Here is a 26,295-nt window from a genome sequence, read left to right as displayed (position 1 = left end):
GGATGGACATATCTCGATCCCAGTTAGGGGACACCTTCAAAAGCGCGCCCTCTGTGCCCCGAATGGGGTATAGATTGCGAACCAGCCTGAAAGACTGAGTACGCAAAGAGTTATTTAGAGGTTCCCTAGCGTAATGCAAAGCCGGGGCCGGGTCAGTGGGCCGCAAGTGTGGGAAATGTAAATTTAAGCGGCCGCCCCGGTGGGGACGGCCGGGGGATCAGGGCTTGTGCAGGCCCACATCGATGCCTTTGTGTTGTAAATCAGCATGATAGGAGCTGCGCACCATGGGGCCGGAGGCTACTGAGGTAAAACCCAGCTCGTTGGCGACGCGGGCGTACTCGCGGAACTCGTCCGGGTGCACGAAGCGTTCCACCGGGGCGTGATGCTTGCTCGGCTGCAGGTACTGGCCAATGGTGATCATGTTCACGTCGTGGGCGCGCAGATCCTTGATGGTATTGATGACCTGTTCGAAGGTCTCGCCCAGCCCCACCATGATGCCACTTTTGGTGCTCACATCCGGGCGCAGCGCCTTGTAGCGCTTGAGCAGATCCAGAGAGTGCTGGTACCGGGCACCCGGACGGATGTGCTTGTACAGTTCCGGGACGGTTTCAATATTGTGGTTGAACACGTCCGGTGCGGTCTCGCCGAGAATCTCCACGGCGGTATCCAGGCAGGGGCGGAAGTCCGGGGTGAGAATTTCGATGCGGGTATCTGGGGTGCGTGCGCGTACCTGGCGGATGCATTCGGCAAAATGCTCCGCGCCACCGTCAGCCAGATCGTCCCGGTCCACGGAGGTAATCACCACATAGTTCAGGCCCAGGTTTTCCACCGACTCTGCCAGGTGCAGGGGTTCTTCGCCATCCAGGGCGTTGGGCCGGCCAAACCCCACATCGCAAAATGCGCAGCGACGGGTGCAGATGTCCCCCATGATCATGAAGGTGGCGGTGCCGCCGCCGAAGCATTCGGGCAAATTGGGGCAGGCGGCTTCTTCGCAAACGGTGTGCAGTTTCTGTTTGCGCAGCAGCGACTTGATGCGCTGGATTTCTCCGTTGGCGGGAACCCGCACACGAATCCAGTCCGGCTTGCGTTGATAGCCGCTTTCTTCGTTGACCATGGGGATGGTGCGGACCTTGTCGGCGCCGCGCAGTTTGTCGCCGATTTGCACTTTGCGTTTGGCTTGGGCCTGTTCGCTCATGGGGTTTCCATTGCCGTCGGGTGCTGCCGAAAGGGTGGGGCAGGCATCTGTGTCTGTGGGTTACCGTCGTGGGGACGGTGCTGCCAGGGCACTGTCAGGATCGCTGTCAGTGATGGCGTTCTCCTGAAGTGCATTGTACCAGTCTGGTGGGGGCGCTGTCCGGGGCGTCAGGCCCAGACGTTTGGCTAATAATGTCACCAGTTGTTGTTCCATGGTGTGGCGGCCCAGATTGACGCCCTGCGCTTGCAGGGTGGTCATGGGCTGGCCCACGTGCCCGCAGGGGTTGATCCGCTGCCAGGGCGCCAGGTCCATGTCCCGGTTGATGGCGAGCCCGTGATAGGTTGCGCCACGGCGTATGCGCAGCCCCAGGGACGCGATCTTGGCCCCGTTCACATAGACCCCGGGGGCGTCATCCCGGTTCACGGCCTCAATACCCAGGCTGGCAAGAAAATCGATGATGCCTTCCTCGATAGCAGTCACCAGCCCGCGGCTTCCCAGCCCCAGCCGTTTGATATCCAGCATCAGGTAAATCACCGTCTGGCCGGGGCCGTGATAGGTGACCTGTCCGCCGCGATCGGTGTTCACCACCGGAATCTCTCCGGCATTGAGTACGTGCTCGGGCTTGCCCGCCTGGCCCAGGGTGAAGACCGGGGGGTGTTCCAGCACCCACAACTCGTCGTTCTGCTGCGCGTCGCGATGATCAGTGAGGTCACGCATGGCTTGCCAGCAGGGGGGGTAGTCAACCCGGGGGAAGTAGCGAATCAGTGCGTCCATGGGGAAAGTATAAGGCTTGCTACATGCCGCACACCAGAAGCGACGAGCTACGTTTGATGGAATTAAGACATCGACCGGTCTACGAAGACGCTGTAGGGGTTCCCTTCCAGGGGACGAACCGAACGAAGCGAGGATACGCACGTAGCCCCGTAGAGGCTGAAGTATGAGCGGAGCGATTAATGATCACCGGTTAAAAGGCGAATCGAGCGTTTTGCCGCTTTGCAGGGTGGTTCGTCCCCTGGAAGGAGACTCCTACTGCATTTGTGTTGCGGCCGCAAAGCGCCATAAAAAAGCCCGGCAAAGCGCCGGGCTGAAGGCAGACCCCTCACGGGGTAACAACAAATGAACCAGAAGTGTCCTTACTTAGATCAGACGATTACCTGTCCGCTGGTTAACAAGATGCAGATTCAGTTCCTGGACGCTGATGCCGAATTCGATGTCGTCATCATCGTTGAGATTGATGGTCTGGAAGGCGTCAAAATGTACCGGGGTGCCATGAACACTCTGCAGAATATCCGGGCTGCGTGGCATGGCAGGAATGATGTTTTCCGAGGCAGATATGGCGCTGGTCGCGGGGGAGCGGGCGCTGACGTGATCCGGGGAGGGGGACTGCACTTCAACAGCAGTGAGTACCAGCAGGCAGCTGCACAGACAAAGCAGTGACAGTATTTTCATGGTGGTGATCCCCGTGTTGTTGTTATGCGGTCAACATTACGGGGACGTTCGTTCCAAACCTATGGTGGCTTGGTGGGGCTTCGGTGTCGGGCTGTGACGGCGAGTAACGCAGTGTAATGCCAATATGCGAACCGGTGCACAGTGGTTGTGTGCACTGATGGCTTGCGGTTGTGGCGTTTAGCGAAAAGTCGACGCTACAGGGTTATTTTCACGTGGGGTGATTCGTCGAGTGCCTTGTAAATGGCTTCCACCTGCTCCCGGTTGCGCATGGTGACCTGCGCGGTAAAGGAGATGAAAGTGCCCTTGCTGCTGGGTTTGCTGCTCAGGTGTTTGTCAGCGTCAAAATCATCCAAATGAGTGGTCAGAATCTCGATCAGGGCGTCCTCGAGGGGGGCGTCAACGGCGCCCATGACCTTTAACTGCATGTCATGGGGAAATTCCCACAGGTGTTCCTGGATAGCCATGGGCTGCTCCTGTCAGTCTCGTGTTTCGGGGGTATCAAGCCCGCAAAGCCGGCGTTTATGCTGAACGTAGTGCCGGGCCAGGGTCTTCCATTGGGGGCCTGGCTGGCCGTTACCTATTATAGCGTCGTTAAGGTGGGTCACGGGTACCACTTCCCTGGTGGAGCTGGTGATCCAGATTTCATCCGCCTTGCGTAGCTGCATTTCGGTCACTTCCCGCTCTTGCAGCGCTAGCCCGTGTTGATGGCACAGCTCTACCACCAGGTCCCGGGTGATGCCGCCGAGAATGGCGTGGCTTTTCGGCGGGGTGGCAATGCTGCCGTCTTTGACCACAAAGACATTGCTGGCCGAGCCTTCGGTGACAAAGCCATCGCGCAGCAAAATGGCCTCGGCCGCGCCAGCGGCTACCGCTTGTTGGCGGAGCAGGCTGTTGGGTAACAGGGAGACGGATTTGATGTCGCACCGGGCCCAGCGAATATCGTCCAGTGTGATCGCTTTGGCGCCGATGGCGGTGTCCGGGCTGTTGGCGGCGGGCACGGCGATCGGGCTGGTCATCATGAAGACGGTGGGGGTGACGGCAGGAGAGGGAAACGCATGGTCGCGCTTTTCGGCGGCGCCGCGGGTGATTTGCAGGTAAACCGAGAGGTTGCCGTCGCCATTATGGCGCAGTAATTCCTCGCACAGGGCGCGCCATTGTGCGCGGCTATGGGGGTTGTGGATTTCCACTTCGGCCAGGGACCGCTCCAGACGAGCCAGGTGTTCTTCGAAGCGAAACAACACGCCGTTATAAGCAGGGATAACCTCGTAAATCCCGTCGGCAAACAGAAAGCCCCGGTCCATCGGGGAGATCTGAGCGTCTTCGGGGGCCATAAAGCGGCCGTTGAGATAAACCTGGGGCATGGTGAAAGGGCTCGACGTGAGAGTGACGGTACCAGTCTAGCGCACCTGCCTGGCCTGGATGCAAAACCGGCGCAGTGCCGGCTCGATAGGACGAGACGGACTGCGACGGTTTTCTATTGCATCAGGCGCCTGGCATCAAGCGTTCTGTGTTATCAGAACAGACCTTTGAAGAACAGCAGAATATGGTGCCAGAGCTTGGTGAAAATACCCGCTTCTTCGACCGGTTCCAGTGCGACCAGGGGCTTCTTGACCAGCACCTCGTTGTTCATGTTCACGGTCAGGGTGCCGTACTGCTGGCCTTCCAGGATAGGGGCTTTTAGTTGCGGGGTGACACTGATTTCCGCTTTCAGGTTTTCATGGCTTTCGCGGGGAATGGTCAGTACCAGGTCTTCCGCCAGGCCCAGACGCAGCTGATCCTGTTTACCCATCCACACATCCACGGTGTCTAGCACGTCACCGGCGCTATATGCCTTGTAGGTTTCGAAGAAGCGGAAACCGTAAGTCAGCAGTTTCTGGGATTCGCGGGCACGGGCGCTTTCGGAGGCGGTGCCCATGACCACAGCGATGAGTCGCATGTTGTCTTTCTTGGCGGAAGACACCAGGCAGTAACCGGCTTCGTCGGTGTGGCCGGTTTTCAGTCCGTCTACGGTGGGGTCACGCCATAGCAGCAGGTTACGGTTCTGCTGGGTGATACCGTTGTAGGTGAATTCCTTTTTGGCGTACAAGTCATAGTGGTCGGGGAAATCGCGCACGATAGCCCGGGCCAGAATCGCCATGTCCTTGGCGGTGGTGAAATGGTTTTCCGCCGGCCAGCCGGTGGCATTCATGAAGTGGCTGCTGTCCATGCCCAGACGGTTGGCGTGCTGATTCATGAGGTCGGCGAAGGCATCCTCGGAGCCGGCAATGTATTCGGCCATGGCCACACTGGCATCGTTACCGGACTGGATGATGATGCCGCGCAGCAGGTCCCCCACCGAGACACGGGTACCTTCGCGGACAAACATGCGCGAGCCGCCCATTTGCCAGGCTTGAACGCTGATCGGCGCCATGTCCTTTTCGGCGATGTTGCCTTTTTGCAGCTCTTCTTCGGCAATGTAGGCGGTCATCATTTTGGTCAAACTGGCGGGCGGCAGACGCTGCTCTGCATTATGTTCGACGATGATCTGGCCGCTGGCGGCATCCATCAGCAGGTAACCCTTGGCTTCGATCTGCGGCGCACGGGGGACCATTTGTGCCTGGGCTTGCAAGGAAAGGGCGGTGCCGAGCAAGGCACAGAGAGCAAAAACGGTAAAGCGGAAAAACTGGGGACGCATGGGTATCCTGCCTGTTGGTTGTCCTTGGATGGTCTCTCTTGGATGGTTCAGGGAATCAGTAATGCGCCGGTCGTGTCATGGCGCCGCCCGGGAAAGAGCCCGAAGGGGTAGTTGGACACGAAAAAGGCAAAAAATTCCATAAAGCCATCAAATTGCGTTATGCCATCACTTGATGGCTGCATTCTAGAGGACTGGGGATGGCCTGTTAACCGGGGAAACGGCTGATATGGGCGTTTTCAGGGGTTGACGGGCATGGGGCGGTCAAAACCGGCGTTGGCTACTGTCTCTCGCACTTGCTGGCGCTGCTGGTTGCTCTCGTAGGGGCCGATCCAGACCCGGAACAGGTCGCCGTCAGAGTGCTGTATCCGGGCGTCTACCCCCAGCTGGTTGACAAGTTCCTGTTGCAGTCGCTGTGCGCTGGTTCGGTCTGAGAAGGCGCCTGCTTGCAGGAACAGGCTACCGCCTTTGCTGGCGCCATTGTCGGCGGTGTCCGTTTTGGCGCTGGCGTTGTCGTTCGCTGCTGAAGGAGGTGGACTGTCCAGCGCAGCACGCACGGCCGTGGGCACGGTACTACTGGGGCCATCGGGTTGTTGCTGACTGCTGATTGCTTCGACCCGTACCCGCCCGGTGCCGGATTGCTCTATACCCAGGCGTACCGCAGCGGCCCAGGACAAATCGATGATGCGATCCTCGTGGAAGGGGCCGCGATCGTTGACGCGCACCACCAGGCTTTTGCCGTTATCCAGGTTGGTGACCCGGGCATAGGTGGGCAAGGGCAGGCTGCGATGGGCGGCCGTGAACTGGTACATATCGAACGGTTCACCACTGGAGGTGCGATGGCCATGGAATTTCTGGCCATACCAGGAGGCTTTGCCTTCTGCCACGTAGCCGTCCGCCTGGGGAAGCACCTGATAGGTCTTGCCCCACACACTGTAGGATTGCGGGTTGCCGTAGCGACTGCGGGGTTCCTTTTTGGGCACCGGTTCCGGCAGCCGGGAAACATCCCGGGGCTCTTCCGGCGCGGTGTCCTGCTGCAGGCTGTAGCGGTCCGAGCCTGGCGCATCGTTGTTGACGGCGGGTGGGGCACTGTCGCCAGCGGGCCCCGGAGCGGTGGCGCAGGCCCCGAGGAACGCGGAGGTGATCACGGCACAAGCCAGACGCTTCATTGACTATCCTCCAGTGCGGCCGCCAGTTGTCGTGATAGTTGTAGCACGGCCATGGCGTACAGGCGACTGTGATTGTAGCGGGTAATCACATAAAAATTGTCGGTGGCCAGCCAGAACTCCGCACCGTCGGTGCCTTCCAGATCAAGCAGGGCGACCCGGGTGCTGGCGGGCAGGTCGAAGCAGTATTCGCTGACCAGTCGATCATCGTTGCAGCTGAGCGCAGAGACGCCGGCGTTGTTGGCCTGTGCCAGGGTAAAGGATGGCTTGTACCCTTTTTTGGCCAGCGGCACGTAACCGGCGCCATCCAGGTGTGCTCTGGCGGCTACGGGCAACCCGGGTTTCCAGTTGTGCTCGCTGAAATAGTTGGCAACGGAACCGATGGCATCCACCGGGTTGTTGACCAGATCGGTGACACCGTCATTGTCGAAATCCACCGCATAAGCCTGGTAACTGGTGGGGATGAACTGGCCGTAGCCCATGGCGCCGGCGTAGGAGCCGGTGATGGTTTTGGCATCGATGTGGGCGTTATGCTCCAGTTCGAACAAGGCTTTGAGCTGCTTGCGGAAGAAGCTGCCCCGAGGCGGGTAGTCGTAGCCCAGGGTGGTCAGGGCATCGACCGCTCGGTAGGTGCCCATGTAGTCCCCGTAGCGGGTTTCCACTCCGATGATGGCGAGGATGATTTCCCGGGGGATGCCGTAGGTTTGTTCTGCACGGGTCAGGGTGTCGGCGTGGGTGTGAGCGAATTCCACGCCTTTCTGTACCCGGCTCTCCTGCAGGAAAATTTTCTGGTAGGTCGCCCAGGTATGGGTGTGTTCTGCCGGCCGCGCTATGGATTCGAGGATCTTGGGCTGGCATTGCGCACTGCCCAGGACGTCGCGCACCCGGTCTTCGTCCTGCCCCTGGGAAACCAGCTCGGCAATCAGGGTCTTGGCCTGTTCACGCTGCAGGTAGTCGTTGTTTTCCGGGCAGGTATGTTCGGCCTGGGCCGGCAGGGCCGTGAAGGTCAGGGCGGCGGCCACAAGTGTCGAGTAAAGAGTGCCGGAGCAAACAATGCCTGGCATGCATGAATAGAAACGACGCAAAGGGGAATCTCCTGTTTTCATTATTTCCATGGGCTGTGCTGTCGAGGTGAGACGCCCGAAAAACCGGGCGGTCCACTCCCCGCGTTCAGTAACTCATCAGCCGCCGGTGGGTGTGAATCGACATCAACATGCCGAAACTGGCCAGCAGTGTCACAACCGAGGTGCCGCCATAGCTGATCAGGGGCAAGGGAACACCTACGACAGGTAGGAGTCCTGACACCATCCCAATGTTCACGAAAACATAAATAAAAAATGTCATCACCAGGCTGGCGGCAAGAAGCCGGGCAAAGGTGTCCTGGGCCTGCCAGCTGATAAAGAAGCCGCGACCGACAATCACCAGGTACATCATCAACAGGATACTGACGCCAACCAGGCCAAATTCTTCACTGAGTACCGCGAGAATGAAGTCAGTGGACGATTCCGGCAGGAAGTCCAGCCGCGACTGGGTGCCGTCGAGCCAGCCCTTGCCATTGACGCCGCCGGAGCCGATGGCGGTTTTCGACTGGATGATATTCCAGCCGGTGCCACGGGGGTCGGCTTCCGGGTTGAGGAAGGTATCGACCCGGTTACGCTGGTAATCGTGCATCACGAAGAAATACATCAGCGGCGCGGCAGTGACCACAATGATGATCGCCACGGCGATCAGCCGCCAGGAGAGCCCGGCCATGAACAGCACCACCAGCCCGCTGGCCGCGATGAGAATGGCGGTGCCCAGGTCCGGTTGCAGCCCGATCAGCATGGCGGGCACCCCGAGCAACAGCAGGGCGGCAATGACGTCAGTGAGTTTGGGGGGCAGGGTGCGTTCCGTGAAATACCACGCGACCATGGCGGGCACGGCCAGTTTCATGACCTCCGCCGGCTGAAAGCGGCCCGCGCCGGGAATGGAAAGCCAGCGCTGGGCGCCCTTCGCCTCGGTGCCGATGACTAGCACCAGTATCAGCAGCACCAGGCCGATGGAGTAAATCACCGGGGCCCAGAACCGGTAACTGCGGGGTGGAATCTGGGCCAACAGGAATAGCACGGTAAGGCCGGCACCAAAACGAATGCACTGGCGCACCACCAGGTCCATGCTTTCGCCGCCGGCGCTGTAAAGAACGGTGAGCCCGCCGAACATGAGCAGCAACAGGCCGACCAGTAGCGGCGGGTCCAGGTGCAGGCGGACCGCCAGCCCCGGAGACAGGGTGGCCCCGGTCTGGCCGGGCATCTGGCGGATAAATTCGCGCTGGCTCATGGGCGATTCTCTTGATCCGAATCGTCGTCGGCAGTATTGGAGGGTGGGGTGGCCGGGGTGTTGGCGAATACCGGCGGCACCTTCAGTTCTCCCTCTTTATCGAGCAGCCAGGCGTCCATGACCTGGCGAGCCACTGGCCCGGCGGTAGAGCCGCCGTGGCGCCCATTTTCCACCAGCACGGCCACGGCAATGGCCGGCTTTTCCGCGGGTGCAAACGATACCAGCAAGGCGTGGTCCAGCAGGCGCTCTGCCAGCTCGTCCTCGTTATAGGTTTCGTCCTGACCTACCGAGAAGACCTGGGCGGTGCCGGATTTTGCCGCAATGTCGTATTTCGCCCCTGAGGCCATGGCACGTGCGGTGCCGCCGAGCTCGGTGACACCGACCATGGCTTCGGTCATTTTTTCCCAGTTGTCCTGATCATTCAGAACGATGTCGGTTCGTTCCACTGGCTGGTGGTCGCCTGCCAGGGTAGGAATGACCTGCTTGCCGTGGCTGGCCATGATCGCCGTGGCGTTGGCCAGTTGCAGCGGCGTCGCCAGGACAAACCCCTGACCGATACTGGCGTTGATGGTGTCGCCGTGGAACCAGGGACGGCCGCGGGCTGCCTTTTTCCATTGTTTGGAGGGCATGATGCCACTGGATTCGTTGTAGAGATCGATACCGGTGGGTTGGCCCAGGGAAAACTGGTTCATGTAACGGTGCATGCGCTCGATGCCCAGTTTGAACCCCATGTCGTAGAAGTAGGTATCACAGGATTGCACCACCGCCAGGCGCAGATCCACCCGGCCGTGGCCCCAGCGTTTCCAGTCACGGTAGCGGTGAGGATCGTTTTCCAGCTGATAGTAGCCGGGATCAAAAATAGTGCGTTCCCAGTTGGTCACCCCGGCATCCAACCCGGCGAGCCCGTACATGGGCTTGATGGTGGAGCCGGGGGGATAGCGCCCCTGCAAGGCCCGGTTGAACAGCGGGTTGTCATGGTCGTTGCGGTAGGCGGAGTAATCCTTGTAGGAAATCCCGGTGACGAACAGGTTGGGATTAAAGCCCGGGCGGCTGACGAACGCCAGCACGCTGCCGTCGCGGGGGTCAATGGCGACCACGGCGCCGCGACGCTCGCCGAGGGCATCGTAGGCGGCCTGCTGTACCCGCATGGAGAGGCGCAAGCGCAAAGGTTTGCCCGGCACCGGTGCCTGTTCTTCCAGCACGCGCAAAATTCGGCCACGGGCATTGGTTTCCACCTGCCGATAGCCCACCTCACCGTGCAGGGTGTCTTCGTAGAAGCGTTCGATGCCGCTGCGCCCGTAGAAATGCGTGCCGGCATAGTTACGTTGCTGGTCCAGCGTCATGGCGTCCAGGTCCTGGACGTTGATTCGGTTCACGTAGCCCAGCACGTGGGAAAACAGAATGCCGTGGGGATAGTGGCGAATCGGGTCAGCGGAGATGCGGATGCCCGCCAGCCGGTGCTGGTTGACCACCAGACGGGCAATTTCCTCTTCCGTGAGCCGGCCACGCAGCGGCACCGGTTCCCAGGGGCGGCGGGCGGTGCGGCGGCGCTTCTCGAAACGCTCCCGGTCGCCTTCATCCAGCTCAATCAGGTTGCCCAGCTCGATCAGCAGCTGATCCAGGTCTCCGGCCTGCTCAATGATGATTTCCAGGGAAAAGTCGGGACGGTTATCGGCAAGGATTTCCCCGTGGCGGTCGGTAATCAGCCCGCGGGGCGGGGCCACGGCCTGGGTTTGAACCCGGTTATTGTCACTGAGGGTGGTATAGCGGTTATGTTCGATGACCTGTAACCAGATCATGCGCCCAATCAGTATGCCAGTAAGCAGCAGCACCAGAAAAACGCCCACGACAAGGCGCACGCTGAAAATGCGCTGTTCGTGGTGATGGTCTTTCAGCGTTAATGGTCGGCGCATGTTGGCGTCTGTGTGAGGCGATAGCGATCAGCGATGATAGGGGTGCCCGGTCAGTAGCGTCCAGCCCCGGTACAGCTGTTCTGCCAGCAGCACGCGGACCAGAGGGTGTGGCAATGTCAGGTTCGAGAGGCTCCAGCACTCATGTGCGCTGGCTGACAGTTGCGGGCACAGGCCATCGGGGCCGCCTACCAGCAATACCAGATCCTGGCCCACGTCTTTCAACTCGCCCAGTTTACGGCTGAGTGCAGGGGTGTCCAGGGCTCGACCGTTGACTTCCAGTGCCACGATTTTTGCGCCGGGGTATTTCTCTACACGTTTACGCAGAACATCCGCTTCCGCGCGAATCTGGCTGCCGGCATCGCCTTTGCCGCGTTTGGGCATGGGGATCTCTTCCAGCGTCAGGCGCATGTCCGGGGGCATGCGCTTCTGGTATTCGTTGTAGCCTTCGGTCACCCAGGCAGGCATGCGGGTGCCGATGGCCAGCAGAACAATGCGCATGGATTACGAGTCTTGCTGTTGGTCGCGGTCCGGGTGGTGCTGGGGGTTCTTCCACAGCCGTTCCAGGTCATAGAACTCGCGGGTGGCGGGCAGCATCAGATGAACAATCACATCGCCCAGGTCCACCAGAATCCACTCGCCGGTGTTTTCCCCTTCGGTTCCAATGGGCGGGAAGCCGGCGTTCTTGGCCGCATCGGTCACGCTGTCGGCCAGGGCTTTCACATGGCGGTTGGAGGTGCCGCTGGCGATAACCATGTTGTCCGCGACACTGGTGATTTCACGCACATCCAGTGGAGTGATGTTTTGGGCTTTGACTTCTTCCAGGGCGTCGATGACCAGTTGCAGTAGCGGGGTGTCAGCGCTCATGGGGCCTCATGATTGATTAAAGGGAGTAAGTTTCGCCACATTATACAGGTCGTGGCGGTGAATATGCGTAATCACGGCGTCATCCAGTGCCGGGCAGCGCCCTTTTTCTGCCAGGGCCTGACGAATGGCGGTGGCAGAGACGTCCAGAAAGGGCCGTTTGAGCATGAGGCGCAGGCCGCAGGGCTGCTGTGCCAGGCCTTGGGCATCGGTTTCTGGAAACGCTTCCAGAACGGCATCGTCCGCCAGCGGGCTGTCCGGACGGGGGACCACGGCCAGGTGGCACAGGGCGGTGTAGTCGCGCCACTGGTGCCACTGGTGCAGGCTGGCAAAACTGTCGGCACCAATCATGAACACCAGTGGCCGGTTTGGGTGCTGATCCCGAAAATGCTGCAGGGTGGCCAAGCTGTAGCTGGGGCCCTGTTGAGCCAGCTCCCAGCCATCCGGATAAAGGTGCGGGTGGTCGGCACAGGCCAGCTCCACCATACGCAGACGCTGCTCGCCGCTGGCCAGGGGTTGCGGCCGGTGCGGCGGCACGGCATTGGGGAGCAGGTGCACAGGGGCACCATCAAGCACTCTGGAGACGGCTCGGGCGGCACTGATATGCGCCCGGTGAACCGGATCAAAGGTGCCGCCGAAGAGAACCAGAGGCCGGACGCCAGATGCCGGATGCCCGACGTTATGCAAAACACGCCTCCGTGTTTGATGTTAGGCGTCCGGCATCCGGCGTCTGGCGTTTACAACCGTATATGACCATCACCCAGCACCACCCATTTCTGGCTGGTCAGCCCTTCCAGGCCCACTGGGCCGCGGGCATGGATTTTGTCGGTGGAAATACCGATTTCCGCACCCAGGCCGTATTCGAAACCGTCGGCGAAGCGGGTGGACGCGTTCACCATCACCGAGCTGGAGTCCACCTCGGTGAGGAAGCGGCGGGCCAGGGTGTAGTTCTCGGTGATGATGGCTTCGGTATGGCCCGAGCTGTAGCGGTTGATGTGCTCGATGGCTTCATCAATGTCCTTGACGATTTTCACCGCCAGCACTGGTGCCAGGTATTCCTCTTCCCAGTCGGCTTCCGTGGCCACCTGGATATCGGTCACGCCCACGCTTTCCAGAAGATCACGGGTCTGCTCGCAACCACGGAGCTCCACGCCTGCCTGCCGGTATTGGGCGGCCAGCTCAGGGAGAACCTGCTGGGCGATGGCATTGGCCACCAGCAGGGTTTCGGTGGTGTTGCAGGTGCCGTAACGCTGGGTTTTGGCATTGAAGGCCACGCTGATCGCCTTGGCGATATCCGCCTGCTCATCAATGTAGGTGTGGCAGTTGCCATCCAGGTGCTTGATGACCGGCACGCGGGCGTCGTTGCTGATGCGCTCAATCAGGCCCTTGCCACCCCGGGGCACAATGACGTCCACATATTCGGGGTGGGTGATCAGCTCGCCAACGGCGGCGCGGTCGGTGGTCTCTACCACCTGAACCGCGGCTTCCGGCAGGCCGGCGGCGCGCAGGCCTTCGCGGATGCATTCAGCGATGGCCTGGTTGGCATTGATGGCTTCGGAGCCGCCACGCAGGATGGCTGCATTGCCGGATTTCAGGCACAGGGCGGCGGCATCGATGGTCACATTCGGGCGAGACTCGTAAATGATGCCGATGACACCCAGAGGTACACGCATTTTGCCGACTTGAATACCTGACGGGCGGTAGGCCAGGTCGGTGATCACACCGATCGGGTCAGCCAGGCCGATAATTTGTTCCAGGCCTTCCACCATGCCGTCAAAACGGTCTGCTGTCAGAGCCAGGCGGTCCAGCAGGGCGGCGTCCAGGCCGTTGCTGCGGCCGGCGTCCAGGTCTTTTTCGTTGGCGCGCAAAATGGCGTCGCGATGGTCGCGCAGCGCGTTGGCAATGGCGGCTAGCGCCTTGTCTTTGTCGCCGGAGCTGGCGCGGGCCATGGCACGGGAGGCCTGGCGGGCCTGCTCGCCCAGGCGTTGCATGTATTGCTGGATATCCATAATTTTCTGCGGTCAGTTCTCTGCGTTCGATCTGTTGGTGTCTTGCGAGCGGTGAAGCGCTACCTCGCCATTGTGCGGCATAACACCGCTCGGCAGGTAGGGGAAACCGGGTGTTCAGTGGGCCGCTGGCCTCATAGGTTGGATCAGCGGCCAGCCGAGACTGATTTTCGCGCCCGCCAAAGGCGGCATTATAGCGATAACCGGTGCTTTACGCTTGCTCACAAATGGTGAAGAATTGAAATCCTTTGCTACACCAGTGCGATAAGTTGCTGATTTTATTGGTACGTTTGTGCCATTTTTGTGCCGCAGTCGATGACACAAATAATTATTGTCACAAGTAAGAAGAAAGATCGGCGCCGGGTGCGGACGCTACATAAAACAAGAACAATGTGGGCCAAATGGAGCCAATTACTATGGGCTTTCAGTATCAGGAGTACACCCGTTCCGGGATCAAGGCCGATGCGATTCAACTGTGGGTCGGCAAGTGGCGCATCGATTACCTGGCATTCTCCAGTCCTGCCAACGCACACAAGCCGCCATTGTTGGTGGTAGGCGGGGCTTTCCAGAACTTCACCTCCTACAAGTATTGCGTAGAACGCATCTACGAGGACTTCCCCGTTATCCTGGTGGACTTGCCGTCGCTGGGTAACAACACCCAGATCGCCCCGGATTTGAGCATGGAAGACCTGGCCGATCTGCTCTATGAGTTCAGCTTGCAATCCGGCCTGAGAAAGGTCCATCTGATGGGGTTGTCGCTGGGCTCGGCGATTGCCAGTACCTTTGCCTACAAATACCCGCAAGCCACTGACAAGCTGATTGTGGCGGGGATCGTGACGCGCCCGCGCAAGAGCTGGCGCATGCTGGTGGAAGAGTCCGTGCGGGTGCTGGAGCAGGGGCGCATGGATGAGTTCAGCCAGGCAGTGGTGCTGTATCTGGTCAACTACGACCGCATGGACGACACTGGCATCAGCCCCACGGCCCGCAAGCTGTTCTACCGCCAGATGAAACGTTTGTCGGATAACGAGTGCGAACGTTACAAGATTAACGGTCGGCGTTTGTTATCTGTGGAAGGGCTGCTCGGTTACCCGGAATGCGACACCCTGGTTACCACCGGTGAGTTCGACAGCTTTACCTTGCCCTGGGAGAACGCCTCCTTTGCGGAAAATTGTCCCAATGCCCAATTTACCTTGATCAAGGGGGCCGACCACCTGCCGCAGCTGGAAAAGCGTGAAGTGTCCCTCGACCTGTTTTCGACCTTCCTGCGCGGAGAAACCCTGGAAAACGTGGAGGGCATTCGCCGCTTCAGCAAAGGGGAATACAGCCAGATCGAGCGCCGTCGAGCTGATCGCCTGGTGCCGTGTAATAACCATGGGCATGTCACCAGCGAATCCCGGGTGGGAGACCGGTTTCGTTTCAACAAGCCAGTCACTGTCGTGGATATCAATTTCTTCGGTTGTCTGTTGAAACTGGATGAGCCGGGTTTTTCCCTGGCGGATCACGCGCGCGACTGTACCTTGTATATGGATAGCCCGGAGCTGAAGCTGGAGTTGCTGGTGTTCGATTATGACGGTGCGGGTTATCTGCGCTGTTTGTTCAAGCACGGCAATATTCAGGCTGCGGAGCGGTTTACCCAGTTACTGAAGCAGGGTGAATATTTTTTGCGTCGTGACCAGGATGAAAAAGTGCGGCGAATCTACGGGTAGTCTGAAAACGTTTTCTTTTCTGCCTCCATAAAAAAAACCGGCATTTAATGCCGGTTTTTTTTATGGAGAGAGCGGTGCATCTCAAGCCGATACCACGCCTTCCAGAATTCGCACCATGGGATTGCCCCGGGTTTGAGGAATGGGGAGTTGGTCGTAATAGTTGGCCGGGTTGTGAATTTTCAGGTCGTCGAAACCCAGTGTTTTAAAGTGGCCGATGGCTTCGTCGTCGGCGTGAAAGTGGAAGCCGACCTGGCTGCGCGACACCGCGCCCAGCATGTTGCCGAGCACTTTCAGGGTGCGGTAGAAGGGCATGCCGCGATAGAGGGGGTAGTTGTCGGTGAGGTATGTGCCCTGAGGAAAGGCTTGCAGGGCGACGGCCAGTTTTTTCCAGAATTCTGAAATGACGTCCAGCGGGAAGTAATTCACCAGCCCTTCGGTAATCACCACCACGGGTTTGCTGTGGTCCAACTGATCGAGCACATGTGCCAGGCTCAGTTCGCCGTCTTCGGCGAAAATATTGATAGGCAACACCCGGTGACGTTCACTGAGCACATCATGTTCCTGCAGCAACTGTTTCTTGCGATGCGCCATATCGGGAAGGTCGGTTTCCAGATAAGTCAGCTGCGGATACTGCTGGCAGAAACGATGTCCCCGTGGCGACAGGCCGCAGGCAATCTCGACGACTTGAGTCACGCCTGCTTCGATAAGCTGGTGTAGGCGGTGATCAATCAAGTGGTGCCGCTGCAGCAGAAATGTGCGGATGTTGCCGCCGACAATACGCCGCCCGACAAACTCGAAGGGTGCCAGCGCCCCATACAGGAAGGCTCCACCGCGGGTGTGGAAAAACGGGGCGGAAATGCCGTCACGGGTCCAGACATGGCCGGTGTACAGGGCAGTAAAACTGATGGAGGAAGTATCGCGTGGTTCGCTCATTGTTGTTCTGGCCTGACAAAAAAGAAGACGAACAGGCTAGCAGAATGTTGCCATTGGTGGGTGGCATATTGTGCCAATCCTACGAGCTACGCTCGTTGGGTAGAGAAAGGTTAGAAAGTTCCCAAGACCTCGGCATTTCTACGAAGCCGCTGTAGGAGTACCTCTTGAGGTGCGAACCGCGCTTGCGCGGAAATCGCCCGTAGGGCGATCAGGAATCTCAGAACTCGACAGGTTTCAGAAAGAACGGCGGATAGATTTTGGCCTTTCTTGCCTCGCTACGCTCTGTTCGTCCCTCAAGAGGAACGCCTGCAGATAGGCTCCAGCCTGGCAGCGCGGCGTCCTGTAGGGCTTCATGAGGCACAGGGCCTTCTCCGTGTTGCTGCTTGAAGCTTGTCGCTTGCAGCTGTCTTTTTTACCGTTCCATGCTACGAGGTAGCGGGTGTCCAGCCAGGCGCAGGGCCAGGGAGGTGATGTGTTTCCAGGGATCGCCCTTGGCCATTCCCTTGACGCACTGGTCGGCACGGATGGCGCTGGCCTGGGCGATGCGCAATTGTTGCGGGTTAAGGCGCTGGGCCTGGTTTTGCATGGCGCGTACCCGCTGTGGAGGCAAGCGCGGGGGCGGCCCGCCGCCGAGCATGCCGTCGAGCAGGCGGATGTCGCGGCTCAGGGCCCACAGCAGCACCGGGGGCTCCACGCCTTCGGCGCGCAGGGTCTGGATAATGTGCATGACGCGCTGGCTGTCACCCTGCGCGGTAGCCTCGGTGAGGTCGAAGGGCGAGTAGCGACTGGAGTCGCCCACCGCTTGCTGAACGTCTTCCGGGCCGACCTGGCCGTCTTCTACCAGTAAAGCCAGCTTGTCCACTTCCTGGGCGGCGGCCAGCAGGTTCCCTTCACTGCGCTCAATCAGCAGGGCCAGGGCATCTTCGTTGGCGCGCAGGCCACGGCTGGTGAGGCGTTCCTGCAGCCAGTTGCGCAAGCCTTTCCCTTCAACTGGCCAGACTTCGATCACGGCACCCATTTCATCCACGGCTTTGACCCAGGCGCTGTTCCAGTCCTTGCGGCGGTCCAGCCGTGAGCAGCGGATCAATAACAGGGTGTCACTACTGGCTCCGCCTTTCAGGCCGGCGAGAACATCGCGAAGAATTTGGCTGCCGGTCTTGTCCGGGCGTTTGTCGTTGAGTACCAGTTCGAGAATGCGGCGGCCGCCGAACAGGCTCATGCTCTGCGATTCGTTGAGCAGGGCGTTCCAGTCGATACCGGTATCACTGGAAAAACGCTGGCGTTCGTCAAAACCCTGGTCGCGGGCTGCCCGGCGCAGGTCGTCGAGCAGCTCACCCTGTTGCAGTGGCTCATCGCCGGCCACCAGATAGACGGGCAGCAATGTCGCGGACAGATGCTTGCCAAGCTGCTCAGGACGCAGGCGCATCAGTAGGTCTCCCACCCCTTGGACGCCACGGCGATCTGGTTGATCAGCCGGAAAGTCATGTCTTCATACAGATCTTCACGGACCAGTTGCTCTTCGTCGGAAGAGGCGGTGGCATTTTCCGGATACCAGGGCAGGCTGCGCAGGGCCATCATGCGTTTGGGGGTGGTCAGCAGAGCGCCGGTTTTTACATCGCGCAAGTGCCAGTAGAGGGTGTAGCGCAATTCGATTTCCGCCTGGCGGCCCTGATCATCCACCGCAGAGGTGCGGCGCATCCACTCTTCATCATCAATGATCAACTCGTAGGGGGATTCGTTGTGCACCAGTACGCCCTGATTTTCCAGTTCGTCTTCCAGGCTGTAGTTCAGCTCCGTGCTGGCGCCAACAAGGGTCAGGCTTTCCATGGTGGGCACGCTGGTGGCGCCGCGTAGCTGCCAGCCGCAGGCCGTGATCAGCAAGGTGAGAAGCAGGGTGGTAATGGCGTTAACGGTAACCCTCATGGTACGCGTGCTCTCTCGGTTGTCTGGCGGGCTGGCGGAGATGGCCTGTGGCCATTTCCGCCCTACGGTATCCGCTGCATTGCAGTGCGCTCAGTTGGCGACGATGTTAACCAGTTTACCCGGCACCACGATCACTTTGCGCACTGTTTTACCTTCGGTGAATTTCTGCACATTGGGCTCGTCCATCGCCAGGGCTTCCACTGATTCCTTGTCGGCGTTGGCGGGCACATGCAGCTTGGCGCGGACCTTGCCATTCACCTGTACCACCAGTTCAATGCTGTCTTTCACCAGCGCGCTTTCATCCACGCCGGGCCAGCGGGCATCAATCACTGCCTCTTCATGACCCAGGGCCTGCCACAGGCTGTGGCCCGCATGGGGGATGATGGGAGCCAGCAGCAGCACGGCCGCTTCCAGGGCTTCGTGTTTTACCGCGGCGTGGTTATCACTGTTAGCGTCGAACTTGCTAACCTCATTGATCAATTCCATCACTGCGGCAATGGCGGTGTTGAAGGTGCTGCGGCGACCATAGTCGTCGCTGACTTTCTGGATGGTTTCGTGGGTCTTGCGGCGCAAGGCCTTGCCTGCGTCGTCCAGTGCGTTTACGTCCAGTGTGCCGGCATTACCGGCTTCCACATGTTCGGCCACCAGACGCCACAGGCGCTTGATAAAGCGGAAGGCGCCTTCCACGCCAGCGTCGTTCCATTCCAGCGATTGCTCCGGCGGCGCGGCAAACATCATGAACAGGCGCACGGTGTCGGCGCCGTATTCTTCGATCATTTGCTGCGGGTCCACGGTGTTGCCCTTGGACTTGGACATCTTGGCGCCGTCTTTGAGCACCATGCCCTGACACAGCAGTTGCTTGAAGGGCTCGTCGCAATTCACCAGCCCGGTATCGCGTAGCAACTTGTGGAAGAAGCGCGAGTAGAGCAGGTGCAGGATGGCGTGCTCGATGCCGCCGATGTACTGGTCCACGGGCAGCCAGTAATCGGTGGCGGCCGGGTCCAGCATGGCGGTGTCGCTCTGGGGTGAGCAGTAGCGTGCGTAATACCAGCTGGACTCCATGAAGGTGTCGAAGGTGTCGGTTTCACGCAGGGCGGGCTGCCCGTTGAAGGTGGTCTTGGCCCACTCCGGGTCGGCCTTGATGGGGCTGTTGACGCCGTCCATTTCCACATCGGTGGGCAGCACCACGGGCAGCTGATCGTCCGGGGTGGGGTGCAGGGTGCCGTCTTCGGTTTCCACCATGGGAATGGGCGCGCCCCAGTAACGCTGACGGGAGACACCCCAGTCGCGCAGCCGGTAGTTCACTTTCTTTTCGCCCAGGTTGCGCTCGTTCAGCCAGGAGGCGATGGCGTCGAAGGCCTCGGCGGAGGTCTTGCCGGTGAATTCCCCGGAGTTCACCAGTCTGCCTTTTTCGGTGAAGGCTTGCTGGGCCAGATCGATCTGCTCACCGTTGGCGGGTTCAATTACCTGGGTGATGGGCAGGCCGTATTTCTGTGCAAACTCAAAGTCACGCTGATCGTGGGCGGGCACCGCCATGACCGCGCCGGTGCCGTAGCCCATCAGGACGAAGTTGGCGACCCATACCGGCACCGCTTCACCGCTGATCGGGTGGGTGGCGGTGAGGCCCGTGTAGATGCCTTTCTTTTCCATGGTCGCCATGTCGGCTTCGGCGGTCTTGGTGTTCTGGCATTCTTTGACGAAGTCGGCGACTTCGTGGTTGGCCGCCGCCGCTTTTTGCGCCAGCGGGTGGCCGGCGGCCACCGCCACATAGCTCACGCCCATGAGCGTGTCCGGGCGGGTGGTATAAACGCGCAGGGATTCTTCTCCTTCAATGGCGAAGTCCAGCTCCACCCCTTCAGAGCGGCCGATCCAGTTGCGCTGCATGGTCTTGACCTGTTCCGGCCAGCCATCCAGCTGGTCCAGATCATTGAGCAGCTCATCGGCGTAGTCGGTGATCTTGATAAACCACTGGGGGATTTCCTTTTGTTCCACCAATGCGCCGGAGCGCCAGCCACGGCCATCAATGACCTGCTCGTTGGCCAATACGGTTTGGTCTACCGGGTCCCAGTTCACTGTGGACATTTTCCGGTACACCAGCCCTTTCTCGTACAATTTGGTGAAGAACCACTGTTCCCAGCGGTAATACTCCGGGGTGCAGGTGGCCAGTTCCCGGTCCCAGTCGTAACCGAAACCCAGACGTTGCAGTTGCCCGCGCATGTAGTCGATGTTCTCGAAAGTCCACTTGGCCGGGGCCACCCTGTTCTTGATCGCCGCGTTTTCCGCCGGCAGGCCGAAGGCATCCCAACCCATGGGCTGCAGGACGTTTTTGCCCTGCATGCGCTGGTAACGGCTGACCACATCGCCGATGCTGTAGTTGCGCACGTGGCCCATGTGCAGGCGGCCAGACGGATAGGGGAACATGCTCAGGCAATAGAACTTTTCCTTGCCGGCATCCTCGGTGACCTTGAAGCTCTGATTGTCATCCCAGTACTGCTGGGCTTGGGCTTCGATCTGATCGGGGCGATACTGTGCGTCCATCGGCTCTCTTTTCTTGATCATAAAAACAAACGGGAACAGGGCGACCTTGGGGAACATCCCGGTCGTGAAGGGGACATAGGATACATGAGCTTAGCCCGGATTTCTCAGTGCGCGGGTGTCCATATGCGCAATCTTAACGATAAATACCGCAGGCGTGGGCGCTTGCCGGGTGTGGATGTGGTGAGGTCCCGCCCATGGTGCTGACCTACCTGATGCTGCTGGTGCTGGTGGGGGCCAGCCTGCCGGCGGTGGTGCGCAGTTTCCTGCCGCCCTTGCCGCGCCGGATTACCGGCATTACCCCCCAGGCGGTGGTGGTGTTGGGCGCCGGTCGGCGCCAGCGCAATGGCCGGTTTTCCCTGACTACCCGTGGGCTGCGGCGGTTGAAGCTGGCGGCGGAACTGGCCCAAGAGCACGGCTTGCCGCTACTGGTCAGTGGCGGTATCAGCCAGACCCCCATGCACGACAACGAGCCCAGTGAAGCGGACCTGATGGCCGAACAGGCCCTGCGCCGCTGGCCGACGCTCAATGTGATCAAGGAAACTCGCAGTCGCACTACCTGGGAAAACGCTTGCTATAGCAGTGAGTTGTTGGCCGAGCGAGGCATGGATGAGGTGATGCTGGTCAGCGACCGTGCTCACTTGCCCCGGGCGCTGTTGTGTTTCCAGAGTCAGGGCGTGCTGGCCCAGGCGGCGTGGAGCAAGCGATTGCCGAAGCAGGAGTGGTTGCCTTCGGCGGGAGCCTTATCCATGGTGCCAGAGATCTGGTACGAGTGGCTGGCGCTGGTCTGGTATCACGTTCGCTATTTGTGAGGGATGGATGCCTAACGCCAAATGCCGGATGCCAAACGCCCAAGAGAAAACCTGAAACCCCGGGGAATGTTACAAGACGTCTGACCTGTCAGGCGTCAGGCGTCAGGCGTCAGGTGTCGTGCGTACTCCTCCCAGTGCCTCCACCGCCTGATACTGGCTGAGAAATACCTGGCCGCTGAGCACGCTCAGCAGGTCGGTTTTTTTCAGGCGGTCCATCACCGGGCCTTTCACTTCCGATAAATGCAGGCTGACGCCGGCATCTTTCAATCGTTGATTCAGGCTTTCCAGGCTTTCCACTGCACTGGCGTCCAGGTGGTTGATGGCGGAGCACATCAGCACCACATGGTCGACGCCCGGGCGGGCCATGGCGCGGTCGTAGAGCAGATCTTCCAGGGGCCGGGCATTGCCGAAATAGAGTGACTCATCCACCCGAATGGACAGTATCTGATCGCTGACAATGGCGTCGTGGCGATCGACATTGCGGAAATGCTGGGTGCCGGGTACCTGTCCCACCTCGGCCACATGGGGCTGGCTGGTGCGCCACAGAAACAGGGCAACGGATAGCCCCACGCCGATGAGCAGGCCGGTTTGTACATTGATCAGTAACACGCCGAGCAAGGTGGCCAGCATGGCGACGCTGTCAGGGCGGCTGTATTGCCAAAGGTGACGAATTTCGCCCAATTCGATCAGTGGAATAATGCCAACCACGATGATCGCAGCCAGGGTCGCCAGGGGCAGGGCGTGAAACAGCCCGGTAAAAAACAGGGCCACCAGCGCAATGCCGATACCGGTAAGCAAGCTGGTCATGGGGGTGCGGGCGCCGGCGTCGAAGCTCACCGTGGTGCGGGAAAAACTGCCGGTCACTGCGAAGGAGCCGGACAGGCCGCTGGCCAGGTTGGCCAGCCCCAGGCCCATCAGCTCCCGGTTGGGGGAAATACGTTCACGGCGGCGCGCGGCCAGTGCCTGGGCCAGGGAGATGGATTCCACAAAGCCGATCAGTGCGAGCAACAGTGCGGGAGTGATCAGGGTTTTCCAGTGGGCCCAATCCATTTGCGGAGCGGACAGATGAGGCAGGCCACTGGGGATACCGCCGACAATGGCGAGCCCGCGCTGTTCAAGATGGAAGAAAAACGCCAGTACGGTGGTGATCAGCACGGCCAGGATGGGGCCGGACTTGCCCAGAAAGGCGCTGAGCCAGCCGGGCAGGGGGCTGCGTTTGAGCGGGCCGGCCAGTTGTTTGGGTATCAGCAGGGAGAAGATGGCAATGGCGCTGATGCCCACGGTGAGCCAGTGGCTGTGGTTGAGCTGGGCAAGCAAGCTGCGTCCCAGTTGCAGCACGTTTTCGCCGTCGGCCTCAATGCCCAGCAGGTGCTTGAGTTGGCTGCCGGCGATCAAAATGGCGCAACCGCTGACAAAGCCGATGATGACCGGGTGACTGAGCAAATTGGTGAGCCAGCCGAGGCGCAGTACCGCCATGGCTATCAGGAAAACCCCGGAGAGCAGGCCCATACCGATGGCGGCCTGGATGAACAGTTGTGGATCGCCCTGGGCCAGGGCGCCGGCGGCGGAAGCGGTGATCAGTGAGGTCAGTGCTGCAGGCCCAACGGACAGGCTGCTGCTGGTGCCGAACAGGCCATAAAGGATCAGTGGCAGCATGCTGGCATAAAGCCCGGTTTCCGGGGGCATGCCGGCGAGCAGGGCGTAGGCCAGTCCCTGGGGCACCAATAAAATGGTGACGATGACAGCGGCCAGACCGTCTCCGGCCGCGTCGGCGCGGGTGTAGCGAGCCAGCCATTCGCTGGCGGGCAGCCAGCGCAACAGGTGCAGGGCTCGCGGCATATTACTGGCCCCGGCGCTGGTCGAGCCGCTCCGCCAGGGCGCTCAGGTCGTACCCGGCCTGTTCGGCGGTGGCGAGAATGCTGGCATTGTCCTGTTCGCTGGCCTGGGTCAGCGCCCACAGGGTGGTGCTGCGCGTGCCGGTGCGGCAGAAGGCCAGTACGGGGGTTTCTGCCAGGGATACGATGGCGTCGAAGCCGTCGATATCGGTTTCGGCAATGTTGGTGCCCACCACCGGTTGATGGGCGTAGGCAAGCCCGGCAGCTTCCGCGGCGACGGCCATTTCGTTGCTGCTGGGTTGGTCGGCGGCTTCCCCGTCGGGGCGGTTGTTGAGCACCATCTTGAAACCGGCAGCGGCAACGGCGGGCATGTCTTCTGGCAGCAATTGCGCAGATACGGACAGGTCGTCATTGAGTTTGTTGAAATCGGTCATGGTTCAGCCTTTTCTGGGAAATGGTTGTCGATGACGCGCTAGCTTACGCATTTGTGGCCCTGTCCTCATCCGTTGTCTGTTCGGCGCCGAGCGTGTTGAGCGGAATTTTCAGGTATTGGACGCCATTGTCTTCTGCTGCCGGGAGGTGGCCGGCGCGCATGTTGACCTGTACCGAGGGCAGAATCAGACGGGGCATATCCAGGGTGGCGTCGCGGGTTTCGCGCATGCTGACAAAGTCGTCTTCGCTGGTGCCTTCGTGGACATGGATGTTGTGCTTGCGTTGTTCGCCGACGGTGGTTTCCCAGATGAGTGACTGACGACTGTCCGGCAGATAGTCATGGCAGAGGAACATGCGGGTCTGGTCTGGCAGCACCAGCAACTTCTGGATCGAGCGATACAGGGTCCGGGCATCGCCACCGGGGAAGTCGCAACGGGCGGTGCCGTAGTCGGGCATGAACAGGGTGTCGCCCACGAAAACCGCATCGCCAATCACATGGCTCATGCAGGCCGGCGTGTGGCCGGGGGTGTGGATGGCGCGGGCGTCGATGCTGCCTACCTTGTAGTGCTCGCCGTCCTTGAAAAGGTGGTCGAACTGGCTGCCATCCCGGGCGAACTCTGTCCCGGCATTAAAAACCTTGCCGAAGGTGTCCTGCACCGTGCAGATATGCTCACCAATGGCCAGCTGGCCACCCACCTGCTGCTGGATCCACGGTGCCGCAGAAAGGTGGTCTGCATGGACATGGGTTTCCAGTAACCAGTCCACCGTCAGGTTGTTTTGCTCGATGTGGTCAACCATGCGTTGCGCGCTGGAGTGCGAGGTGCGCCCGGCATTGGCATTGTAATCCAGCACCGAGTCCACGATGGCGCAGTGACGGGTTGCCGGGTCGGTAACCACATAGCTGACTGTGTTGGTGTCCTGGTCAAAAAAAGCAGTGACGTCGGGGCGCAGCATTGCTACCTCCAATAACGGGATTTCATCATCCTTTTATAGGAGGTGCATTGCTGGATGTCAAATTGGATATAAGCTTATATCAAAATGAAATATAGTGGTTGTTACTTGTTCCTCAGCATGAATCCCAGCCCGATCAGTAGTCCCGAGAGCAGCAGCCAGGGCCACACGCCGGTGGTCATGAAGGGCGTGATGCCGGTGCGTGGGTGGTATTCGCTGTAGAGCACGTCACGGGTGAACTGAGGCAGGGCATCGATGACCTGGCCGTGGTGATCAATCACGGCGGTGACGCCGTTGTTGGTCCCCCGCAGCAGCCAGCGCCCGGTTTCTGCGGCGCGCATGCGGGCCATCTGGAAATGTTGCAGGGGGCCGGCGGAGGTGCCGAACCAGGCATCGTTGCTGATGGTCAGCAGCACATCGGCATCGTGGCTGCGGCTGGCCACCTGTTCCGGGTAGAGAATTTCATAGCAAATAAACGGCGCCACGGTGTGGCCCAGGGCGGTCAGATTCGGTTGCTGCGGGCTGCCGGGCGTAAAGCCGGACATGGGCAAATCAAAGAACGGAATCAGCCCGCGGATCAGCGACTGCATGGGTACATATTCGCCAAACGGGACCAGCTTCTGTTTGTGATAGACGCGCGGGTTGCCGTCACCGGGATCAAGCGGGATGGAGGCGATGCTGTTGTGGTAGGTCACGCCGCTATCGCTGGCCGCCCGCCAGGGAACGCCGGTGATGAAGCCGCCGTGGCGCTCGGCAATCTGTTGACCTTCCTGCTCCAGGAATCCGGATACGTTCTGGTAGAAATTGGTGAGCGCGGATTCCGGCCAGATCACCAGGGTGTCGGCGGGAATAGCCTGGGTCAGCTCCTGATAGATTTGCTGGGTCCGCTCACGCATGGACAGCTGCCACTTGATGTCCTGGGGGATATTGCCCTGCACCAGCGCGACTTTTTGTGCCGGGCCACTGGTTTGGGTGAACGTGAGCGTGTGAGAGACGGCGGTGAGCACCAGCAGGGCGCAGGCCGCGGCCAGGCTGGTGTGCCATGCTCGCCGGCCGTTTGCCGGGCGAACCAGGCTGGCGCTGACCAGCACGGTGGTGAGCGTGAGCAGCCATACCCCACCGATGGGGGCCAGCGGAGCAAAGGGCGTATCGATCAGGGCATAACCTGCATACAGCCAGGGGAAACCGGTGAGGAAGACGCCGCGTACCCAGTCCAGCAACAGCCAGCTACCGGCAAACACCAGTGCCGAACGCCCCAGTCGCCAGCTGGCATAAAAGGTGATCCCGTAAAACAGGGCCAGAAAGGCGGCAAAGATGCCGGTGAACGGGATGGCCATCCATAGCGGCATGAAGCCGTAGTCATGCATGGACACATGCACCCAGGAAATACCGAAAGCGAACATGCCGAGCCCGTAGAGCCAGCCTCGCAACAGCGCTTCGCGGGCAGAACCGGCCCGCTGCTGGCACCAGTAACCGGTGCCGATGCTGACAAACAGCAGGGGCCAGAGATCATAGGGAGCGAAGGCAAGGGGAAAAAGCAGGCCGGCAATCAGGGCCAGCAGACGATCTCGCATGGGGTTCCTCGTTTCAT

General features: G+C 60.1%; 24 protein-coding genes. 2 read left to right on the top strand and 22 right to left on the bottom strand.

What is annotated here, in order from left to right; translation table 11 throughout:
* Nucleotides 1-217 precede the first annotated feature (217 nt).
* From lipA to COA55_RS11565, 14 genes are all read right to left on the bottom strand, one after another.
* The gene (gene lipA, locus COA55_RS11630; protein WP_290502317.1) at nucleotides 218-1,195 is read right to left on the bottom strand and encodes a lipoyl synthase; all 978 of its coding nucleotides are present in this window, start codon (nucleotides 1,193-1,195) and stop codon (nucleotides 218-220) included.
* A 60-nt stretch (nucleotides 1,196-1,255) separates the two neighbouring features.
* Nucleotides 1,256-1,969, bottom strand: a complete 714-nt coding sequence (gene lipB, locus COA55_RS11625) for a lipoyl(octanoyl) transferase LipB (RefSeq protein ID WP_290502316.1) — start codon at nucleotides 1,967-1,969, stop codon at nucleotides 1,256-1,258.
* Nucleotides 1,970-2,332: 363 nt separating this feature from the next.
* Entirely contained in the window at nucleotides 2,333-2,644 is a 312-nt protein-coding gene (locus COA55_RS11620; protein ID WP_290502315.1) for a hypothetical protein, read from the bottom strand.
* Nucleotides 2,645-2,838: 194 nt separating this feature from the next.
* A complete protein-coding gene (locus COA55_RS11615; protein ID WP_063519111.1) occupies nucleotides 2,839-3,108 on the bottom strand; it encodes a DUF493 domain-containing protein in 270 nt (89 codons plus the stop codon).
* A 12-nt stretch (nucleotides 3,109-3,120) separates the two neighbouring features.
* The gene (gene dat / locus COA55_RS11610; RefSeq protein ID WP_063519112.1) at nucleotides 3,121-4,005 is read right to left on the bottom strand and encodes a D-amino-acid transaminase; all 885 of its coding nucleotides are present in this window, start codon (nucleotides 4,003-4,005) and stop codon (nucleotides 3,121-3,123) included.
* 152 nt (nucleotides 4,006-4,157) lie between these two features.
* Nucleotides 4,158-5,318, bottom strand: coding sequence for a D-alanyl-D-alanine carboxypeptidase family protein (locus COA55_RS11605; RefSeq protein ID WP_063519113.1), 1,161 nt, complete (start codon nucleotides 5,316-5,318; stop codon nucleotides 4,158-4,160).
* Nucleotides 5,319-5,554: 236 nt separating this feature from the next.
* On the bottom strand, nucleotides 5,555-6,484 hold the full coding sequence (locus COA55_RS11600; RefSeq protein ID WP_290502314.1) for a septal ring lytic transglycosylase RlpA family protein: 930 nt from the start codon (nucleotides 6,482-6,484) through the stop codon (nucleotides 5,555-5,557).
* Nucleotides 6,481-7,566, bottom strand: a complete 1,086-nt coding sequence (gene mltB, locus COA55_RS11595) for a lytic murein transglycosylase B (RefSeq protein WP_231880515.1) — start codon at nucleotides 7,564-7,566, stop codon at nucleotides 6,481-6,483. The genes COA55_RS11600 and mltB overlap by 4 nt, the downstream gene beginning before the upstream one ends.
* Before the next feature lie 85 nt (nucleotides 7,567-7,651).
* Entirely contained in the window at nucleotides 7,652-8,797 is a 1,146-nt protein-coding gene (rodA, locus tag COA55_RS11590) for a rod shape-determining protein RodA (RefSeq protein ID WP_063519116.1), read from the bottom strand.
* Nucleotides 8,794-10,710 (bottom strand): penicillin-binding protein 2, encoded by a 1,917-nt coding sequence (gene mrdA / locus COA55_RS11585; RefSeq protein WP_290502313.1) that lies wholly within the window; start codon nucleotides 10,708-10,710, stop codon nucleotides 8,794-8,796. Before mrdA ends, rodA begins: the two co-directional genes overlap by 4 nt.
* Nucleotides 10,711-10,737: 27 nt before the next feature.
* Nucleotides 10,738-11,208: a 23S rRNA (pseudouridine(1915)-N(3))-methyltransferase RlmH gene (rlmH, locus tag COA55_RS11580; RefSeq protein ID WP_063519019.1), complete on the bottom strand. Its 471-nt coding sequence runs from the start codon at nucleotides 11,206-11,208 to the stop codon at nucleotides 10,738-10,740.
* A gap of 3 nt (nucleotides 11,209-11,211) precedes the next feature.
* A complete protein-coding gene (gene rsfS / locus COA55_RS11575; RefSeq protein WP_063519020.1) occupies nucleotides 11,212-11,574 on the bottom strand; it encodes a ribosome silencing factor in 363 nt (120 codons plus the stop codon).
* 6 nt (nucleotides 11,575-11,580) lie between these two features.
* Nucleotides 11,581-12,258, bottom strand: a complete 678-nt coding sequence (nadD, locus tag COA55_RS11570; protein ID WP_290502312.1) for a nicotinate-nucleotide adenylyltransferase — start codon at nucleotides 12,256-12,258, stop codon at nucleotides 11,581-11,583.
* A gap of 50 nt (nucleotides 12,259-12,308) precedes the next feature.
* On the bottom strand, nucleotides 12,309-13,580 hold the full coding sequence (locus COA55_RS11565; RefSeq protein ID WP_290502311.1) for a glutamate-5-semialdehyde dehydrogenase: 1,272 nt from the start codon (nucleotides 13,578-13,580) through the stop codon (nucleotides 12,309-12,311).
* Between the two features lie 398 nt (nucleotides 13,581-13,978).
* Between COA55_RS11565 and COA55_RS11560 the strand changes: the two genes are divergently transcribed.
* A complete protein-coding gene (locus COA55_RS11560; RefSeq protein WP_290502310.1) occupies nucleotides 13,979-15,283 on the top strand; it encodes an alpha/beta hydrolase in 1,305 nt (434 codons plus the stop codon).
* 81 nt (nucleotides 15,284-15,364) lie between these two features.
* Here the strand turns inward: COA55_RS11560 and COA55_RS11555 are convergent, their stop codons facing one another.
* From COA55_RS11555 to leuS, 4 genes are all read right to left on the bottom strand, one after another.
* Nucleotides 15,365-16,216, bottom strand: a complete 852-nt coding sequence (locus tag COA55_RS11555; protein ID WP_290502309.1) for a class I SAM-dependent methyltransferase — start codon at nucleotides 16,214-16,216, stop codon at nucleotides 15,365-15,367.
* Nucleotides 16,217-16,628: 412 nt separating this feature from the next.
* Nucleotides 16,629-17,642 (bottom strand): DNA polymerase III subunit delta, encoded by a 1,014-nt coding sequence (gene holA / locus COA55_RS11550; RefSeq protein WP_290502308.1) that lies wholly within the window; start codon nucleotides 17,640-17,642, stop codon nucleotides 16,629-16,631.
* Nucleotides 17,642-18,139, bottom strand: a complete 498-nt coding sequence (gene lptE, locus COA55_RS11545; protein ID WP_290502307.1) for an LPS assembly lipoprotein LptE — start codon at nucleotides 18,137-18,139, stop codon at nucleotides 17,642-17,644. Before lptE ends, holA begins: the two co-directional genes overlap by 1 nt.
* A 90-nt stretch (nucleotides 18,140-18,229) precedes the next feature.
* Nucleotides 18,230-20,677, bottom strand: a complete 2,448-nt coding sequence (leuS, locus tag COA55_RS11540) for a leucine--tRNA ligase (RefSeq protein ID WP_290502306.1) — start codon at nucleotides 20,675-20,677, stop codon at nucleotides 18,230-18,232.
* 194 nt (nucleotides 20,678-20,871) lie between these two features.
* Between leuS and COA55_RS11535 the strand changes: the two genes are divergently transcribed.
* Nucleotides 20,872-21,486 (top strand): YdcF family protein, encoded by a 615-nt coding sequence (locus tag COA55_RS11535; RefSeq protein WP_290502305.1) that lies wholly within the window; start codon nucleotides 20,872-20,874, stop codon nucleotides 21,484-21,486.
* Nucleotides 21,487-21,588: 102 nt separating this feature from the next.
* Here the strand turns inward: COA55_RS11535 and sulP are convergent, their stop codons facing one another.
* The 4 genes from sulP to lnt form a co-directional block, all read right to left on the bottom strand.
* Entirely contained in the window at nucleotides 21,589-23,325 is a 1,737-nt protein-coding gene (gene sulP / locus COA55_RS11530; protein ID WP_290502304.1) for a sulfate permease, read from the bottom strand.
* Between the two features lies 1 nt (nucleotide 23,326).
* Entirely contained in the window at nucleotides 23,327-23,755 is a 429-nt protein-coding gene (locus COA55_RS11525) for a TIGR01244 family sulfur transferase (RefSeq protein ID WP_290502303.1), read from the bottom strand.
* 43 nt (nucleotides 23,756-23,798) lie between these two features.
* A complete protein-coding gene (locus COA55_RS11520; protein WP_290502302.1) occupies nucleotides 23,799-24,707 on the bottom strand; it encodes an MBL fold metallo-hydrolase in 909 nt (302 codons plus the stop codon).
* Nucleotides 24,708-24,808: 101 nt separating this feature from the next.
* Nucleotides 24,809-26,278, bottom strand: coding sequence for an apolipoprotein N-acyltransferase (lnt, locus tag COA55_RS11515; RefSeq protein ID WP_290502301.1), 1,470 nt, complete (start codon nucleotides 26,276-26,278; stop codon nucleotides 24,809-24,811).
* Between the last annotated feature and the right edge of the window lie 17 nt (nucleotides 26,279-26,295).

It is taken from the genome of Alcanivorax sp. (genome assembly GCF_002733835.1).
Lineage (GTDB): Bacteria > Pseudomonadota > Gammaproteobacteria > Pseudomonadales > Alcanivoracaceae > Alcanivorax.
This window is presented reverse-complemented; position numbering and strand designations above follow the sequence as displayed.